The organism is Methylomonas sp., assembly GCF_023228165.1.
Lineage (GTDB): Bacteria > Pseudomonadota > Gammaproteobacteria > Methylococcales > Methylomonadaceae > Methylomonas.
Window position 1 is genome coordinate 1 of sequence record NZ_JALOBS010000049.1, and the last position, 18,576, is coordinate 18,576.

Annotated in this window: 15 protein-coding genes; all 15 read right to left on the minus strand. The window is 53.1% G+C overall.

Translation table 11 applies throughout. The annotated features are described in order from the left end of the window. Positions 1–1,145, minus strand: a 1,145-nt coding sequence (locus M0R33_RS22625; protein ID WP_292574239.1) for a PepSY-associated TM helix domain-containing protein, incomplete at its 3' end; no start/stop codon positions are given. 115 nt (positions 1,146–1,260) lie between these two features. Next, complete coding sequence (locus M0R33_RS22630; RefSeq protein WP_292574240.1) at positions 1,261–3,675, minus strand: TonB-dependent receptor; 2,415 nt, start codon at positions 3,673–3,675, stop codon at positions 1,261–1,263. 371 nt (positions 3,676–4,046) lie between these two features. Beyond that, positions 4,047–5,117, minus strand: coding sequence for a FecR family protein (locus M0R33_RS22635; RefSeq protein ID WP_292574241.1), 1,071 nt, complete (start codon positions 5,115–5,117; stop codon positions 4,047–4,049). Positions 5,118–5,206: 89 nt separating this feature from the next. Beyond that, positions 5,207–5,713, minus strand: a complete 507-nt coding sequence (locus tag M0R33_RS22640) for an RNA polymerase sigma factor (protein ID WP_292574242.1) — start codon at positions 5,711–5,713, stop codon at positions 5,207–5,209. 202 nt (positions 5,714–5,915) lie between these two features. Beyond that, a complete protein-coding gene (locus M0R33_RS22645) occupies positions 5,916–6,728 on the minus strand; it encodes an energy transducer TonB (RefSeq protein ID WP_292574243.1) in 813 nt (270 codons plus the stop codon). Positions 6,729–7,227: 499 nt separating this feature from the next. After that, the gene (locus M0R33_RS22650; RefSeq protein ID WP_292574244.1) at positions 7,228–7,581 is read right to left on the minus strand and encodes a hypothetical protein; all 354 of its coding nucleotides are present in this window, start codon (positions 7,579–7,581) and stop codon (positions 7,228–7,230) included. A 41-nt stretch (positions 7,582–7,622) separates the two neighbouring features. After that, positions 7,623–8,882, minus strand: a complete 1,260-nt coding sequence (locus tag M0R33_RS22655) for a PepSY-associated TM helix domain-containing protein (protein ID WP_292574245.1) — start codon at positions 8,880–8,882, stop codon at positions 7,623–7,625. Positions 8,883–9,577: 695 nt separating this feature from the next. Then, positions 9,578–12,043, minus strand: coding sequence for a TonB-dependent siderophore receptor (locus M0R33_RS22660; RefSeq protein ID WP_292574246.1), 2,466 nt, complete (start codon positions 12,041–12,043; stop codon positions 9,578–9,580). A gap of 194 nt (positions 12,044–12,237) precedes the next feature. Next, positions 12,238–13,221: a FecR family protein gene (locus tag M0R33_RS22665; protein WP_292574247.1), complete on the minus strand. Its 984-nt coding sequence runs from the start codon at positions 13,219–13,221 to the stop codon at positions 12,238–12,240. A 96-nt stretch (positions 13,222–13,317) separates the two neighbouring features. Further along, positions 13,318–13,851 (minus strand): RNA polymerase sigma factor, encoded by a 534-nt coding sequence (locus M0R33_RS22670; protein ID WP_292574248.1) that lies wholly within the window; start codon positions 13,849–13,851, stop codon positions 13,318–13,320. A gap of 158 nt (positions 13,852–14,009) precedes the next feature. Next, a complete protein-coding gene (locus tag M0R33_RS22675) occupies positions 14,010–14,420 on the minus strand; it encodes a biopolymer transporter ExbD (protein WP_292574249.1) in 411 nt (136 codons plus the stop codon). A 5-nt stretch (positions 14,421–14,425) separates the two neighbouring features. Then, positions 14,426–15,091 carry a MotA/TolQ/ExbB proton channel family protein gene (locus M0R33_RS22680; RefSeq protein WP_292574250.1) on the minus strand — a complete coding sequence of 222 codons (666 nt, stop codon included), beginning with the start codon at positions 15,089–15,091 and terminating at the stop codon, positions 14,426–14,428. 16 nt (positions 15,092–15,107) lie between these two features. Beyond that, a complete protein-coding gene (locus M0R33_RS22685; RefSeq protein WP_292574251.1) occupies positions 15,108–15,893 on the minus strand; it encodes an energy transducer TonB in 786 nt (261 codons plus the stop codon). 237 nt (positions 15,894–16,130) lie between these two features. After that, positions 16,131–17,495, minus strand: coding sequence for a TonB-dependent receptor (locus tag M0R33_RS22690; RefSeq protein WP_292574252.1), 1,365 nt, complete (start codon positions 17,493–17,495; stop codon positions 16,131–16,133). Then, positions 17,458–18,549 (minus strand): TonB-dependent receptor, encoded by a 1,092-nt coding sequence (locus tag M0R33_RS22695; protein ID WP_292574253.1) that lies wholly within the window; start codon positions 18,547–18,549, stop codon positions 17,458–17,460. The genes M0R33_RS22690 and M0R33_RS22695 overlap by 38 nt, the downstream gene beginning before the upstream one ends. Between the last annotated feature and the right edge of the window lie 27 nt (positions 18,550–18,576).

Sequence of the window (18,576 nt, forward strand, 5' to 3'; positions counted from 1 at the left end):
CCGGTGATGAACACTAAAATCCGCCCGGTCATGCCGAAGGCTTGACCGGAATGCAACGGCCATTGCCAATGGGTGAACACTTCGCCGGCCGTTGCGGTCGGCAGGCTGGGGTCGTCCAGGTCGAGGATTTTACCCGAGTAACGGTCGATTACCGTGCAGCGGCGTTGCAAAAGGCTGCCCGGCGCATTGACGCCGTTCTGGCAAACTGTATAGGTTTTGGTCGGCTCGGCGGCGCCGTAAATCCAGTGCGGCCGGCCTTGGGGATATTGCCGTAACGCAATCTCAACCGCTTGATCCATGCCGATGGCCTGCGGATTTTGAGCCGGCGGCGTGGACTGAAACCAGTAACGGTATGTCACCGGCGAAAATAATTCCAGCACCGGCACCACGTTGTGCGGCAATATCATGTAGATGCCGGAGAACAGCACCGGCAGCATCACCAGCGCCGTGTAAAAACCGCTGATTTTATGTAGGTCGTAATTGAAACGCACCTTGCCTGCTCCGGATTTAAACGTCAGCGCCTGCCACCATTTGCCGGTCAAGGGCCACCAGACGATCAGACCGGTCAAGGTAGAAATCATCAATAATGCTGCTGAAACGCCGACCACGACGGTGCTGATGTCGTGCGACGGAATCAGCAGCGCGTAATGCAGTTCGAACATCAGCTCGACAAAGATATTCGGTAGCCATTGGTCTGAACGACCGTTCATTCGCTTGCCGGTGACTCGTGCCGTATAGGGATCAACGCCGACCAGCCAACGCTCGGTCACGCCTTTTTCATCCTCTACAGTAAACCGCAGTTTTACAGCAGCCGTGTCGTTGCGCGGATAGGTTGCGAAGGTATGTTTGGCATGCTTGGGCATCGCCTGTTTACCGGCGGCGAAAATGTCCGCAGGAAGCCGATATCCGCCGTGTTCCGGTTTATTAACCACCAACATCGCCGGATTGAGCCATTCGTCGATTTCGGCGTAAAACACCAGTATGCTGCCGGTGATGCCGTAAATAGTCAGCAAGAAGCCAAGTATCAGTCCGAGCCAGAGATGCACTTCCAGCCATAATCGGCGCCGGGCTTTTAATCGGATCAAACGCCAATCTTTCAATTCAGTGCGATGTACCGATTCCGTTTCAATGACTTGGCTACTCATGATGATCTTTAAAAATAGGAGGTCACGTTGCCGTGTTAGCGGTTACGTGACCTATCAATGCCCAAAGTCAGGGAACGCTACGCGCACCCTGACCTACGAAACCCCAGCTGTAAACTCAGAATTCGACACGAATCGAGCCCATGAAATTACGCGGCGCGCCGGGTTGGGTCAGATAGCCGTTAAACGCGGAAGTCTCGTATATCGTTTTATCCAGTAGGTTATTGACGTTAAGCTGCGTGGTCACTTTTGATTGCCCCACGTTCCAGGCATAACCGATCAGGGCATCGACTCTGACATAGCCCGGCATCTGCCAGTCGTTGGCGTTATTGCCTTCCCGTTCGCCGACGATATAGGCGCCAGCGCCGAAATTTAAACCACGTAAGAACGATTCTTGCACCGAGTATTTGGCCCACAAACTCCCTGAGTTATTGGGAACGTTCCAAAGTTTGTGTCCTTGATTGCCGCGATTGTCCTTAGTAATCACAGCATCCGTGTAGGCATAGGATGCAATCAAGCTCAGGCCGTCGGTCACTTGGCCTGAAACATCCACTTCTATACCGCGGCTGCGGGCTTCTCCAGTCGGCACGGAAAATCTAGGATTAGTTAAATCGGCGGTAGCAATGTTTTGTTTGGTTAATTCGTAAAAGGCTACCGTGGTCAGTAATTTTTTATCGAATAGTTCCACTTTGAAGCCGACTTCTTGTTGCTGAGCGGTTTCGGCGTCGAGCGGTTTGCCGGTGGATGCCAGCGCGGTGTTCGCACTACCGAACGATTCGACATAATTTCCGTACAGAGAAAGCCAGGGCCAGGGTTGATAGACCACGCCTACACGCGGACTGAAGGCCTCGTCTTTGATTTCCGTCTCATTGGTTCTGGCGGCTTCCAGTGAAGCGGTCGACGAGCCGTTGCCGCGGGTTGCCCAGTCATAACGTCCGCCACCCATGATATGCAACTTGTCGAATAAGGTGATTTGATCCTGAAAATACGTGCCGTACCAAGATTGCGTGAATGTGCCGAATTGGTTGAAATCGCTGGCTGCAAATGACGGTACCTGTCCATAAACCGGATTGAAAACATCAACCACGGGTCGATGGCTTGCCGGCGCCGGATTGCGGAAAAAACCTTTGTTTTCGGCCTTTTCCCAAAAATAATCGAATCCTGCCAATACCTGATGGCGGGTGCCGAATAATTCGAATTTACCGGTCAGATCGATGCTGGTCGCCACGGTATCGGTTTCGTCGATTGGCCTGAATGTGACAAGACGAGTCGCCGTAAGGGTATTCGGATTCACCGGCCCTGGAATCGCCGATGAATTCAAGATTTGATAGTCCAGGTTGTAAAAGTGAAAGCGGTGCTGAATTTTCCAGTCATCATTGAATTGGTGCGACCAATCTAAACCCACCAGCACTTTTTCAAACACGGAAGTGTCGTTATCGGTTCCGAAACCGTAAAAACGAGAGACGGGTACATTCACCGGACGGTTACCCAAGACCGGAATCCCGGTATAACTGGTGCGGGTATCGTACTGATACTCCAGATTCAAATTGATTTCGGTTCGATCACTAGGCTTCCAGCTCAGCGAAGGCGCAACGAAGACCCGTTCCTGATCCATTTTGTCGATAAATAGTTCATTGTTTTGATAGGCCGCATCGAAGCGATACAACAACGAATGGTCGTCATTGATCGGGCCCGTGGCATCAATGGTGGTCCGATACATGTCGTAAGAGCCAAACTGCTGCTCCAACGCATAATAGCGCGTTTCCAACGGCTTTTTGGTCACCACATTGATCAGTCCGCCCGGTTCGATACGTCCATACATGGCAGCAGCCGGACCTTTCAGCACTTCGAGCTGTTCCAGGTTGACGACTTCGTGCTGCGCGCGCCTAATACGCAAACCGTTGCGATAAAGCGTTGTCGTGCCGTCTGTTTGAAAGCCGCGCAACTGGAAGCCCTCGTACATCGGATCGGTCGCCCAGAATACGCCGCTGACATTCTTCAGCGCGTCTTTGATCCGAATCGCCTGCTGGTCTTTCAGTATTTGTTTAGGAATAACTTGAATCGACATCGGAGTTTCCATGATAGGCGTATCAGTCTTGGTGGCCGCAAAACTGTCACTCCGTCGGTAATCTGTATTGTAAGGATCGGTTGGATCGTAAATGACCTTACCATTTACCATTACTGGTGGCATCGTATTAGCCGATTGCGGCGCCACCGTAGCCGCCTTCTCCAACGTCACCGTATTGCCGTTACTAAATCGGTAATTCAAGCCGGAACCTTGCAACAATTTGCGCAAAGCCTGTTCGGCGCTATAGTTGCCTTTTAACGCCGGGGCGCCGATGTTTTGCGCCAAGTCCCCGTCGTACAGTACCTGCAAACCGGTGGCGGCGGAGAAGCGGGTTAGGGCGCCGGCTAGCGATTGAGCGGGGATGTCGAAGCCAACGCTGGCGGGTTCCGCCGCGCTGCTTAGCGTTGGGAGCAGTAAGGCGGCGATTGCCAGCCCGGTTAATCGGTCTGTGTCTGAAAATTGCATCGGGTCAAACTCCTTGATTGATGAACAGTGTCTCCAACAAAGACGATGCGAGTTTGGGTTTACCCTTAGTGGCGATGAAATTATTTTCAGCGGTAGGGGCGAATTCATTCGCCCTGACAAAACCAGCCAAGGCGAGGGGCGAATCAATTCGCCCCTACGTCAATACAACAGCACCAAGCCGCCCGGCAGATTGACGGCGACGATGCGGCCCGTCGGGCAACGCCTTGATTGATGAACAGTGTCTCCAACAAAGACGATGCGGGTTAGGGTTTACCCTTAGTGGCGATGAAATTATTTTTAGCGGTAGGGGCGAATTCATTCGCCCTCCGGCTTGGTCATGGCTTTTCAGGGCGAATGAATTCGCCCCTACATCAATACAATAACACCAAGCCGCCCGGTAGCTTGACGGCTTGAGCATGCAGCGTTGCCTGCAAAGCCTCCGTCACGGCGCCGGCGTCGGCGATATTGAACACGCCGCTGAGCATGCGTTCGGCCAAGGCAGGATTGACGGCGACGATGCGGCCGGCCCGGTAACGGTTGACCTCATCCAGTACCTCGGCCAAAGGCTGGCGGTTGAACACCACTTGCCGGCGCTGCCAGGCAAAGGCATCGTCGTTGGCGGTGTTAAGTACCGGTTGAAGCCGATGCAGAACAACATCGACCTGTTGCTCTGCGCGTACCAAGGTAGAGGCGCTGTCGGCACTGACTTCGACGGTGCCTTCGCTGACGGCAACCCGTAGATTCCGCGATTGTTTCCTGACGCTGAAGGCAGTGCCGACCGCGCGGGCCTCGGCATCGCCGCCGTCGACGATGAACGGCCGGTGTTTATTAGGCGCGACTTCAAAATAGGCTTCGCCGCGCAGCAGTTCGAGGCGACGTTGCTGTGTGCTGAAATGTACCGCCAGCGCGGTATCGGTATTCAAGGTCAGGCGCGAGCCGTCTTCCAGGTCGAGGCTAAGTTGCTGGCCGGCGGCGGTGTGGTAGTCGCTTTGCCAGTTTTGCAGTTGTCGGGGACATTGCCAGCCGGCCAGTAGCAACAACAGGCTCAGATAAACAAACGTGCTTATACCTCGGCTAGGTTTGCCTGGGGGGTTCGCTTCGGCTCCGCTCAGCGGACGGGTCGGGTTATCGAATTGTTCTGGTCCGGAACTAATGGCCGGTTCTGCGGCGTAGTCTGCCGTTGCGCTGTTTTGGGTTTGGGTAGCATTTAAGCGTTCGCCCCGTATCCGGCCATTTACCTGCTCCGCCGGCATTTGCAGCAAGCTCCACAGTTTGCGGGTTTTGTCGTACGCTTCGGCGTGTTGGGGTTGGGCCCGGTACCACTCCTGAAAACGGCTACGTTCTTCGCTGCTGACGTCGTCGGCCTGCAAGCGGGCGAACCAGGCGCTGGCCTGGTCGGAAATCGATGCGGGTGATGGTAGTGTCTGGGGTTTTTGAGACATGATGAAAGCGGTCAAAGCGTTAAGCGAGAGTCGGCATGATGCCATGATTTCAGGGTAGGGGTAAGCGGCATGATCTGGATTGTGTCGAGTTAAAAGAAATCGACGCGATCTTTCAGAAACTTCAAGGCTTTATACATATGGCTTTCCACCGTGCGGGGCGAGATGCCCAGTTCGGCGGCGATTTCGGAATAGCTTTTGCCTTCCACCCGGCACAGCAAAAACACCGTGCGGCATTGCGGCGGCAGTTGGTAAATCAGTTTTTCGAACAGTTCCATTTGCTGTTGCCCTACCAAGGCGCTATCCGGTTGCGGCTGATGACAGGCTATCTCGTCGCTTACCTGCCCGCCGTCGCGTTTGTTTTGTCTGGCCTTGCCGCGCAGATGATCCAGGGCCAGATTATCGGCAACCCGAAACAGGAAGGCTCGCGGGTTGGCTATGTCGGTGTCCGCCGTATGCCGGGCGATGCGCAGATAGGTTTCCTGAATCAAATCGGCGGCGGTTTCGGCGCAATCGACTTTATAGGTCAAAAACTGCTGTAGCTCTTTTTGATGGCGCAGAAAGCTGGCGATTAAATTGGGTTCCGTGATGGTGTCCATACAGGAAAATCGGCGTGGCAATAAAACACGGTTTTACCAGAGCAAATTTTAAGCCATGCACCAGAAAGGCCAGGTTTTTCCGGTTCGGCTAAGTTCGGAGCCGGAGCGCCTTGCTCTTGTGTGGGTGATATCCCACATTAGCAACGGTAAGGTATTTTCTGAAGCGGGCCGTCGACTATGCGGATAAGGTTGTGACAGATGCTCAACCGACTATGTATGCATCTTGCAAGCTAAAAATGATCGGCACCAACACCGAACTGGCTATCGGTTGATTAGCCTGCATGGCCGGTACGAACAGCCAGTCCCGCACGGCTGTCACAGCCGATTCATCCAACAGATCGTGACCCGAACTTTGTTCCACGGCAACCGCTTCGACCTTGCCGACTGCGCTGATTTGTACCCGCAGTATCACTTTACCCTGCCAACCACGGCTTCTGGCCATGCTGGGATAATCGGGTTTGGGATTTTTGTCGTATTCGGCATTGAGATAGGCTGCCGTATACGGTTGAGCCTCGGCTTTGGTGTCCCGGCTGGGATCGGCGATGGTGAAATCGGGTGCGGTGTTGAATTCCAGCGGTTGCAGATCAAGCACTTGATCCTCCAGCGAGAAATCGGCGGGCGGCATTTGCGGCGAACTCTTTTTCAGTTTGGGTTTGGGCTGCTTTTTTTTATGCGGCGGTTTTGCCTGGGCCGGGGGTGGCGGCGGAGTAGGGGCTACTTCCGGTTTGACGGCCGGTACCGTTAGCATCGCAACGTCCATGAGGATAGGTTTAGGCGGCGATTGTTCGGGCCGGTCCGGGTAGAAAAAATATTTCAAACCGAACAGATGCAGGCCACTCACCGTTAGGACGATAAAAAACAATACTGTCGGGTTAATCGAGCCTTCTTTGCGATCAGCGCGGGTTGTTGGTGCGCTTTGCTGGCGGCCGGTAGCCGCTGTCGAGGTGTCGACAAAACTATTTCCGACTTTGTGAAGGGGGAAAAAATCGCATCCGCGTGCTTGAAAAAAGTCCATTTTAGTTTTTGATAATGATTCGGTTTAAGATTCAAAGCGCGCGCTAACTCTAACAATTTTTTATGACGCCAACATGCGGCTTATTGCCACAGGCGTTTGCGGTCTCTCCTTGGCCGACTCCGGCCTGCTTCAGCGGTTTGCCGGAAACATTCGCCCTTATGAAGTGCTGATTTATTTCGGCCTAACGGGTTTGAGATTAATTCAGTCGCGGGCCGCATTGCTGCGATAGCGGTTAGATGGCAGGCGCTGGTTTGCGTCTCTTTGGATATAGTAGGCAACAACTTACCGAAATAGATTTCCTGGTAGGAGCGGCTTTAGCCGCGATGAGCTACTTTGTTAGATTCGTGCAGCTACTCGTCATTCCGGCAGGGCTTGCCGGAGCCGTCAGACCGCGAAGCGAATCCAGACCTCATGGATGGATTGAAGCTTACCATCCATGGCACTGGATGCCCGCTTTCCGGCGGGCATGACGGCAGTTTTTAAATTTGGCAAAGTGGAATTAGCGTTTATCCAGCTTTTTCTTGGCGGCATCCGCTTCTGCGGCTATGGCTTCGACGGATTGCCGGTAAGCGGCCTGCTCTCGATTGGCCGATTCGGCGATGGTGTTGTTATCGGTATTGGCTTCTTTAATCAAGCACTCGAAGTACAGCTTGGCTTGTTGTTGCCAATCGTTGATGGCGGCGACGCTTTTGTTGAAACTATCCACATCGCTGGCGTCGACTTGCGGTGCGGCGGGTTTGGCACCGCAGTCGCTGGGTTGCCAGCCGCCGTTTGCAAGTTCACCGGCGTAAGACACCGTTGCAAAAAAGCTTAATCCAATAACAGCGGTCAAGGTCAACACGTTTAATTTCATAAAAGCTCCTGTTTATTAGCGAAATGGAATGGTGAATAAGTTTAGCGCAGTTGGCGCTGCATGTGCCGGTTGTCGTGAAAGGCTTTGGCCCGACGCTTTTTCAGCCAGATTACCAGCCCCGTGACCGATAGCATCACAATCGCCAAGCCCAGGATGCAGACGAATATCCGGTAAGGCAGGCCGAACACATTGCCCATATGCAAGGCCATCAGCCAGGTGGTGACGGTATTGCCGTTGTATTGGCCGCTGGGCAGCAGCAACATTTTTGCTTCGCCGCTGTTGGCATCGATTACCACTTTGGTCTGGCCGAATTTATCCTGGATGTCGGCACTGCTGCGAACATTGTAAACATAAAAACCTTTGGCCCGGTTGAGCCACATGCCCATCGGCGCTTCCACCTGAAACCCTTGTTCTATGGCGGCACGGTCCATGGCCTGTTGGCCGATCCGGTAAGCTTCTCGCCAACCGATGGCCGGATTCTGCAGCGGCTTCTGCAGATCCGGAATTTCCGTCCAGGGTTGATGAAACTCGCTGACCGCTTGCATGACGGTTTTATACACCGTGTCGCCCAGATTCATGAACACGCTGGACCAGGCGAAAATCAACAGCACCATCCATAGCCAAAGCCCGCCGGCTCGGTGCAAATCGAAATTGATCCGATAGTTGGAGCCGCGCCATTTCACCAGCCAGGCCGGTCGCCAGCGTTGCCAGAATGAACGGTTGGCTGCGGCCTGTTGGGATAAGGAGTTTGTTTCTTCCGGCGGGAGATGGCGTTTTGCCGCCGGCAGGGTCAGATAAAAACCGACGAAACAATCCAGCGTCCATACCAAGGCGGTAATCCCCAGAATCCAGCCGCCCCATTCGTCCAGCGCCAGCGCATAATGCAGTTTGTACACGAAAGGCATCAGGTTGGTCAGGCCTTGCGAAATGTCTCCCCAACTGCGCCGGCCCAGCTCCTCGCCGCTGTAGGGGTTAAGTATCAGCTGGGTGTAGTCTAGTTCGTAAGCTTGGCCGGTGACGGGGTTGCGGCGCGGGGAAACCGAAATATCCGCAGCCCCCGGATTCAGCCAGACCGAATCGGCCCGCGCTTGCGGCGCCAAGCGTTCGGCGTTTTCAATCAGGGTCATCATATCCAGCGGCGGGCGACCGTTGGCTTCGATATGCAGTTGTGGATTGATGGCCTGTTCCAGCTCGCGGTAAAACGCCAGCAGACTGCCGGTCAGGCCGACGATAATCAAAAACACCGTCATCGCCAACCCGGCGTAACGGTGGGCCAATACCCAAAAGGGGCGAATTTTCATAACGACTCCAGCATGTCGGTTTCGATTCGGCGTTTTAGCGGCCGTCATGCTGTAAGACGATTGAAAGCGGAAAAACCCCACCCTGGGTTGGATTTGATTGGCGAAATGGTTGCGGGGTTGCAAACCCCGATCCTGGCTGCGTAGGGTATGCACCACATACCATTTCCCAACATCAAACATGCTCAACGGTATCAATTAAGGTACGCGGTGCGTATCTACGAGGCTTCGCGGCAAGGAATCATTGGTTTACAAACGACGCAGAGCGTCCGGGCTGCATTCCCACGCTGGAACGTGGGAACGATAAATCAGTTTCGTAGGTCGGGTTAGCTCGATAGAGCGTAACCCGACAATTCCGAGCCGATATGTCGGGTTACGGCTAGCGCCTAACCCGACCTACAAACTGGTAGAGACAAAAGCGCGCGGATAGATTCATCAAGGTCCGAAGGTCAATCAAGCACCTTCACCAAGAGACCGAATATATGGCTGCAATCTCGATCTCTGTTGGAAACATTATTTTCGGCAATCTTGGCTTGCAATTGAGGAGGAGTCCATATATAGGGTGACGATAGGAACCCCAACACGACAACCGCAAAACCACCCTCCAACGATCGGCAACAGAACATCAAAGTTACCGATGATTTTAAGGCTAAAAATGTTGGGGTTCGTTACCTCACCCCAACCTACGCGGGCTGACTTTAGAATTCATATTTCAACGAACCAAACACACTGATAGGTGCCCCTGGAAACGCACTTAGATTACTACCGCTTGAATTGGCGTAATAATCCTTATCCAGGAGGTTGTTGATGTTCAACTGCGCCGTCAACCGATCATGGCCGATCTTGTGGATGTATGCCGCCATCGCATCGAGTCGTGCATAGCCTGGCATGACGAAAGTGTTGTTTTGATCGCCCGGACGGCTGCCGACCGCAACGACGCCCAAACCCGTTTTAAAAGCTTCATTGAATTGCCAGGTACCCCACAAGCTACCCTGATGCATAGGCACGTTTTCCAAGCGGTTACCCTTTAATCCGTTGAAGTCTTCGGTGTAATTGGCTTGCGTATAAGCATACGTTGCCAACAAATGTAGTTGATCGGTAATTTGGCCGGCGATATCCAACTCGATGCCTTTGCTTCGGACTTTTCCGGCTAGGATCTGGAAATTGGGATCAGCTTGGTTGGGATCGTCGGTGAGCAGGTTGCTCTTGGTTATATCGAAAAAGGCCAGCGTGGAGGAAAAACGTTTGTCGGGCGTTTCGGCCTTAAGGCCGATTTCATATTGTTTCCCGCGCTGCGGATCGAATTTTGCTCCATTGACACTCACGCCATTGTTGGCACTGAAAGACGTGGTGTAGTTGCCGTAGATCGATAGCCAATCCTGTATTTGGTACAGTAAACCCAGTCGCGGACTGAATGCGTCGTCATGCTGAGCTACCCGGTCCGCTTTGGCCGCCGCTAGCGAAGCTGGGGTAAAAAGGGCGCCTGTCGTCACGCTATCGTAACGAGCGCCCAACAAAAGATGCAGCTTGTCGAAGAAGGTTATCTGATCCTGAACATAGCCACCCAACCAAGATTCTTTGCGATAGAAGAAGCCATTCGGGTTTGTCAGCGCGCCAAAGTCGACCTGTCCGTAAATCGGATTGAATATATCAATCGACGGTGCCGGACCGCTTATAGCCGCCGATTCAGTAGTGGCGTAGAACCCATCCGCGCCGATTAACAGATTGTGTTTGGTTCCAAATAGCTCGAATTTCCCGTTTAAATCGATATTGCCTGAATGAGTCATGACATCCTGCCCGAAAATTTGTGCTGAGCGGTTGAGGGTGCGGTTGTCGGCCTGCAAGCCGCCGTAATTGAATAACGTCGGACCAGTCAGCGACCAATCTTTGAATAAATAGCGCTGGGTGATCTTCCAATCGTCGTTGAAGTGGTAGGTCCAATCCGCACCGACTAAGGTACTTTCCATCGTTTGCCGTTGCGGGCCGTCTTTCAGAGTTCGAGTAATCGGGATGGCCGCCGGGCGGTTGCCGATGGCGGGAATGCCGTAATCGGCATTGAACCAATCATGTTTATATTCCAGTTCCAGATTGGTTTCGAACTTTTCGCTGGGCCGCCAGGTAACAACGGGTGCGACAAAAAAACGTTGGTTGCCGACATCGTCTCTGAACGATTGGTTGTCGGTGTACGATCCACTTAATCGGTACAGCAGTGTTTTGTTGTCGTCAATCGGTCCGGTCGCATCAAACAAGGTGCGGTACTGATCATAGGAACCAAACTGCTGCTGAATTGAATAATAGGGTGTATACAGCGGCTTTTTGGTCACATAGTTCACCAGGCCGCCGGGTTCGATTCGACCGTAAAGCACTGCAGCGGGCCCTTTTAGGATCTCGATCTGTTCGATGTTGGCGATATCGTAAATATCTTGGCGGTTGTATAAGCCATTGCGGTAGGCGTCGCCAAAACCCGAGCCGGAAAGGCCGCGAATGATGAAGTTGTCATACAGGAAACCACCACCCGTTCGGCCGAGTACACCACTGACATGGCCATTGACGGCATCCGGCAAGGTCATTGATTGCTTGTCCGCTAATACCGCTTTTGGAATTACTTGTATAGAAACCGGGGTTTCCATAACCGGCGTATCGGTCTTGGTAGCAGTGGAGGCATTCGGCAAACTGTAATCCGGGTTATAAGGATCAGTCGCATCATAAACATTCCTACCCGTCACCGTTACCGCCGGCATGGTAGCGCTCGATTGCGGTTCCGTCACCGCCGCTTTTTCCAATGTCACGCTACCGCTACCGGTTGCCCGCGGCACCAAACCGCTACCGCTCAACAGGCGCTGCAAGGCTTGCGGCACGCTAAACCGGCCTTGCAGACCGCCGCTGCGCAAACCCCGCACCAGGTCGGCATTGAACAATACCTTTTGGCCGCTGGATTCGGAAAATTGCAGCAGGGCGTCGGACAGGGAGCCGGCCGGAATGGCAAAGTGTGTGAGTTGTTCCGAGGCGGCGTTGTCGGGTGCTGCCCAAGCGGTTTGCGACTGTGCGGTCAGCAGCAGTATTCCTGCGCACAGTCCTGATACGGCGGCGGATCGGGGGTGGTGTTTGCCGGGTTGGGGTTTGGATACCCGTTTTGCGGCGAGGGTTGCGGTATTGGCTGTCATCTGTGCTCCGTTTGCATGAATCCGTGGAAAAGGCAGTGTCCCGTTTGCCGGCATGGCAATGAGTCACTTACAGATAAAGACGATGCAGCAAAGACAGAGTATCCATTCCGGTAGGAAATTTATTCGAAAGGATTTTGTAGGGGCGATTTCAATCGCCCTTTGCGGGCCTTAAGGGGCGAATGAATTCGCCCCTACTATTTCGCGGACAACAACACCAAATGCTCGCTGATTTTGCGGACCTTGACCGGCAGGCTTTGCGCGATGGCTTGCAGGGCGATGTCGGTATCGGTGATGCCGAACACGCCGGTGATCGGCAGGTTTTTGATGGCATCGTTGAGGATGAGGATTTTTCCGGGGCGGTAGCGCTCCAGTTCGGCGACCACCGTGGCCAAAGGTTGGTCCTGAAACACCATGCGTTGTTTATGCCAGGCGGCGGCGCGTTGTAAATTGACCGGGGCCGCCGTCGCCAAGCTATCCCGGCTAAAATCCAGTTGCTGGGCTTGCGCCAGTTTTTGCACAACTTGGCCCGCCGCGTTGGTGATTTTCACCGCGTGCTCGAATACGGTGACACTGACATGCCCGTCCTGCAGTTTGACGTCGAAGGCGGTGCCTAAGGCCTGAATCCGGCCGGCAGCGGTTTGCACTACAAACGGCCGATTGGGATCGGCCGCCACCGTAAAGTAAGCCTCGCCGTCGTGCAGGGTGACGGTGCGCTGTTGCTCGGAAAAGTCCACGGAAACGGCGCTGGCGGTATTCAGTAAGATGCTGGAACCGTCCGCCAAGGCGATTTGTTGTTGCCGGCCGACGCTATTTCGATAGTCGGCCAGATAGAAATCCAGTTGTTGGTAGATCAGGCTCAGAGACAGTAACAGCGATGCAGCCAATGCCAGGCCGGTTTTGAGGTGCCTTGGGCTTGATTTGGCGGTTTTCGGCGGGTTGAATTCCGGTATTTTCGCGTTGTTGTCGTCGGTAATATCCGCCAGTGTCAGTTCATCCAGGCCTGTCCAGAAATCGTTGATGGATTGCCAGGCAGCCGCGTGTTCCGGCCGTTCGGCCAGCCAGGTTTCGAACTCGAGGCGCTGCCGGTCGCTAAGCAGGTCCGAGCAGAGCCGGGCCTGCCACTGCATGGCTTGTTGTTCGACCGGGAGAGGTTGGGAAGCTGGTATGGATTTAATCATATAGGTTTATGGTAAGACGTTTCAGCCCTGGCTGATTATCCATTTTAATTTTCGCTGGCGCTATTTTGCAGCATTAACCGGGGCAGAGCCAGAGATTTACGGGTCAAGAGTGTTATCCGTTTCCAGTTCTAGCATGCGCCGCCGGCAGTATTCCATGGCCTTGACGATATGCTTTAGTACGGTGTTTTCGGAAATACCCAGCTCGCGCATGATTTGCGAGTACGGGTAATGTTTGAATTTGTGCAGGATGAATACTTCCCGGCAACGCGGCGGCAATTCCGAGACGGCTAGTTTCAGGTGTGCCAGTTGTTGCTGGCTGTAAAGTTGCCGCTCCAGGCTGGGCGCGGTATCGGCGTGGTCGGCCAACTCGGTTTCGTCGGCATGCCGGGTTTGTTCGCGGTTGGTTTTACGCAGATGGTCTATGGCCAGATTGCCCACGACTTTATATAAAAAAGCCCGTGGGTTGTGAATTTTGGTTTCGGACTCGAATTGGGTGAGCCTAAAGAAAGCATCCTGCAGAATGTCGGCGGCGATGTCCGGACAATTGACGCGGTTGAGCAGAAAGCCCAGCAGCTCATCGCGGTGGCTTTCTATCAGTGTTGTGGCATCATTTTGGCTGAATCTGAGCATGCGGTGAAAAATCGGCTAATGTGACCGAAAATTATTAAGCAATTTTTCCGCCAAATCAGGGCAGACGTTGCGTAGCAAGGGTTTGCAACTGATTTGGCTTGCTACGCGCAGTCTGAGTTGGGACGAATTGTGTGAAATGCCGCAGCTGTATTTTGCGGTTATTCTTCTTGAGTGACAAACGCCAGCTTGGCGATGCCGGCATGCTGCACTGTCGCCATTACTTCGGCCACTTTGCCGTAATTGACCGTTTGGTCGGCGTAAACGTGAATGCTCAGTTCCGGGTCCAGTAATAATGCGTTTGTTAAGCTGGATTCCAATTCGGTTAGGTCGGCGACCGTCTGTTTGTTCAAGGTTATCCGGCCTTCCGCATCCAGGCCCAGTTGCATGGGTTGTTTTTCGGTATCCGGCTGGGTGGCGGCGGTCTTGGGCAAGGCCACGTTGACCGATTGGGTCAATAAAGGCGCCGTCACCAGTAAAATAATCACCAGTACCAGCATCACGTCGACCAGCGGCGTGACGTTGATTTCGCTGACGGCATACTGATCCTCAGATTGTGTTTTAAAGCCCATGCCGCTCACCCTTGGTTTGATTCAGTGCCGAAGGCCACATTTAGAAATCCCTCGACGAAATGTTCCAACGCCGTGCGATGGTGTTTGGCCCGGCGCAGGAAAAAGTTGTAGGCCAGTACAGCCGGCACCGCCACGGCGATACCAATCGCGGTGGCGATGAGGGCATCGCCAATCGGGCCGGCCACCACATCCAGGCTGGCCATGCCGCTGGCGCTGATGTCGTGCATCGCATGCATGATGCCGAGCACGGTGCCGAACAGGCCGACAAATGGCGCGGTACTGCCGATACTGGCCAGCATGGTCAGGCCGCTTTCCAGGCGGCGCTGCTCGTTAAGGGTGCTTTCGCGCAGGGCTTGTTCCAGTAAGTCCTGGGGTGTACCGCGATATTTCAGACTTGTCGAACCGGTGGGTTGATTCAGTGCCGCCAGCCAGTTAAAGCCGGTGGCGGCAATTCGCGCTTGCGGCCCACGGGCTTTGTTGGAGGGGAGTTGCTGGGCGGTTTCCAAATCGGCGGCTTGCCAAAACACCGAACTGTATTGCTTGTTGTAAAAACCGTTTTTAGTGAATTGCCAAATCTTGAACAGGATCAATATCCAGGTAATCGCCGAAAACGCCAGCAGCGTGTATAAAGTGGCGTCGATAATGATGCCGGGGGCAATATGGTAGGGCATTGGGTTCTCCTGAAATTTAGTCGCGTAAAGTAAAAATGATCGGCACCAGCACCGAACTGGCTACCGCGGTTTCGCCGCGTCTGGCCGGCACGAATTGCCATTGCCGGACCGCCGCGACCGCCGAATCGTCAAGCATTTCATGGCCGCTGCTGTATTCCACGGCCACGGCTTCGCTGCGGCCTTCCGCCGATACCGCCACCCGTAGCGTGACTTTTCCCTGCCAGCCCCGGCTTCTGGCAATCGACGGATAGTCGGGCTTGGGGTTGTGGGCGTAATTGGCGCGAAAATTGGCTTCGGTAAACTGTTCGGCATTGGCGCTGCTGGTCACCTTACTGTCCGTCGTGCTGGTAGACTGGCTGGCCGTGGTTTGGGCGGCCGGCGGCGGTTCGATCAGCGGTTCGGCGGGGGCGAACTCGGCCGCCTCCTGCACCACGGGCGGCGGCGGTTTACGCACCGGCTTGGGTTTGGTTTTTTTAGGCGGCGTTTTTTTTGCGGCTGGAGGCGGCGCGGGCGGTGGCGGCGCCACGGCGGGTTTGGGCGCGGAAACCGCCAACATGGACACTTCCATCATCAAAGGCTGAGCGGACGTTAGCTGTTCAACCGGGCGCATCAGCCATAACAGGCCCCACACATGCAGCAGCAAAACCAGAATGGATAGCAGCGTCAGCATATCGATAGGACGCTCTTCACCCAACAATTCGGCGATGATCGAATTAGGCTGATTCATCGATGCCGGCGAGCCGATGGGCGACATTAGTTCGCTGCTAGCCAGGCTATGGTTTTGGCTATCTAATAAATACATAGGCTTAGAGTCGAGGGCGCTGTGGCCATATTTGAATTAATGATTGTTTTATGTCCGCCGCCGAGGCGGCTTGTATTTATTGGCTAAAATTATCTTCCAGATAGTAAGACGATTGAGAAGTAAAAAACCCCACCCACTGTTTCAAAATAATTGGTTTTTTTGCGCACGACCCTGGTGAAACTTGCGACGCGGCGCGCCTTGACTGTGTTCCCACGCGGCGCGTGGGAACGAGAGTAATCAATATTCGAGACGAATCGATCCCATAAAGGTTCTAGGTGCGCCGATTGCGATAAAGTTTCCGCTATTAGTACCGGAGAAATATCCTTTATCTAATATGTTATCGGCATTGATTTGAGTGGTGATTTTGGTTTTTCCGACTTTTATTTGGTAACTCGCTAACAATCCAACAGTCATATAACCGGGAAGTTGGTATGAATTGGAAGCATCGCCCTGACGCTGATCCATTCCGGATACACCGGCACCGAATTTCAAGCCTTGCAACAAGCCGCTCTGAAACTCATAGGTATTCCAAAGACTGCCGGAATGCTCGGGGGCGAGAAACAACCGCTTTCCGGTATTCGCCGGGCCACCATTACTATCATTGTCTTTCGTGATTTTGGCAAAAGGCGTGTAGGCGTATGCGGCAATCATATTCCAGCCGGGCAATAATTCGCCGGATAACTCAAACTCAACACCGCGGCTCTCCGCTTCGCCGGCAGCCCTTGGTAGAAACAACGGAGCCTGGGTGCCGGCAACACGGATATTTTGTTTCGTTAGATCAAAATAGGAAATCGTACTGCTTAACCGTCCGTCAAAAAATTCGGTTTTGATTCCGGCTTCCCACTGCTGCGCGGTTTGTGGCGGCAGAGTTAAACCATCGGTTCTAAATACTGTGCTGGAGGGACCAAAGTTTTCGGTGTAACTACCGTAGACGGACAGCCAAGGAATTGGTCGCCAAAGCACACCGCCTCTTGGACTCAAATAATTTTCGTCGGATGTTACTTTTCCAATCTTATTATCGGTACTGTCAGCGTTATCGTACCTTACCCCTGCCAATATGTGAAAATCATAAGGAAGTTCAATTTGGTCTTGGATATACAACCCGTACCAGTTTTGCGTGTAATTATTAGAAGTGTTGTTGCCTGGGTTAAGTGCCGGTAAGCCTGTTAGATAGACTGGATCAAATATATTAAAGGCTGGTGCCGCTTGACAACAATTTCCATGGTTTCTCTCATTAATCACGTAGCTATCAAAGCCAAACAACGCCTTATGGTTCGCTCCAAATGTGGAGAATTTTCCAGCCAGATTGAGTGTATTAAAATATCGATCGGATACATTCACCGGGAATATATTTAGCCGTCGTGTAATGTCACCATTCTGAGCGGCTGCGCTAAAAAATAATGATGCACTACTGTAGTCGAAATTCTCGTAGTTAAATCTATGACTTATTTTCCAATTATCGTTAAACTCATGCGACCAATTAAATCCTGCCAGAACTCTATCGCCTTTAGTTTTAGTAAAGGCAGGCTCTAGTAGCACGGTATTTATTGGAACATTAGCGGGTCTAGTCCCAATGTTTGGAATACCGGGATCGTTGGTCATCGAAGTGCTGGTACTCCAACTCGAACGTCGCTTGCGTACGTTGACTGATATTCCATTTCAAAACCGGGGCAATGAATACTCTCTCACTATCGACGAAATCGCGAAATGATCCGGCAGTCTCATAAGACATATTTAAGCGATATAGCAGTGTGTCGTCTTTGGTTAAAGGTGAAGTTGCATCAATCGTAGTTCGATAGAAATCGTAAGAACCGAACTGCTGCTGTAGCGAATAATACGGTGTCGCCAGAGGCTGCTTGGTGACCATATTAATAATCCCACCCGGTTCCGACCGGCCGAACAAAATCGATCCCGGACCTTTCAACACCTCTACTCGCTCAAGGTTGGCCATCTCGCGCTTAGTTGTCCCGCCGCCCAAAAAAGTCGGCAACAACATACCGTCTCGATAGGTGATGTTGTTTTGGAATCCGCGAATGATGAATCCGTCGGTATTTCCTTGATTTAATGAACTGGTATTAACGCCGGCGACGTTGCGTACTGCTTGATCCAAACGCACTACCTGCTGATCTTCCAGTACCTGTTTCGGCACCACCTGTACCGAGAATGGGGTTTCCATAATAGGCGTATCGGTTTTGGTGGCGGTAGATGCGTTCGGTAAGCGATAGTCGGAATTGTAAGGATCGGTTGAGTCATAAACCGCCTTCCCAACCACATTCACCGCCGGCAACGCCGCAGGATCTTGTTTGTAATTGAGTTGTTGCCGTTCAATCACCACATTACCGTTTTCCGACAGACGATAGCTCAAGCCGGTGTTGTGCAGTAATTGTTGCAAAGCGGCTTCCGGTGTGTAGTTGCCGGATAAGCCTTTGCTCGACAAGCCTTCCGCGATGGCCGAATCGTAAATCAGTTGCAAACCGCTGGTTTCCGCTAAACGGTTCAGGCTGCCGGCCAGCGAACCGGCGGGTATGTTGTATTGCCGGCTGGTTTGCTCCGCTTCAACCACTGTACCGGCCATAAGCGCCGTTCCGAGAATGAGCGCCGAAGCCTGGCGAACAAGCTGGCGTTTACCGGCCTTTGATATTGTTGTTGCTGTCATAAGTCTCCCTCTTGACTGTTTTGTAGA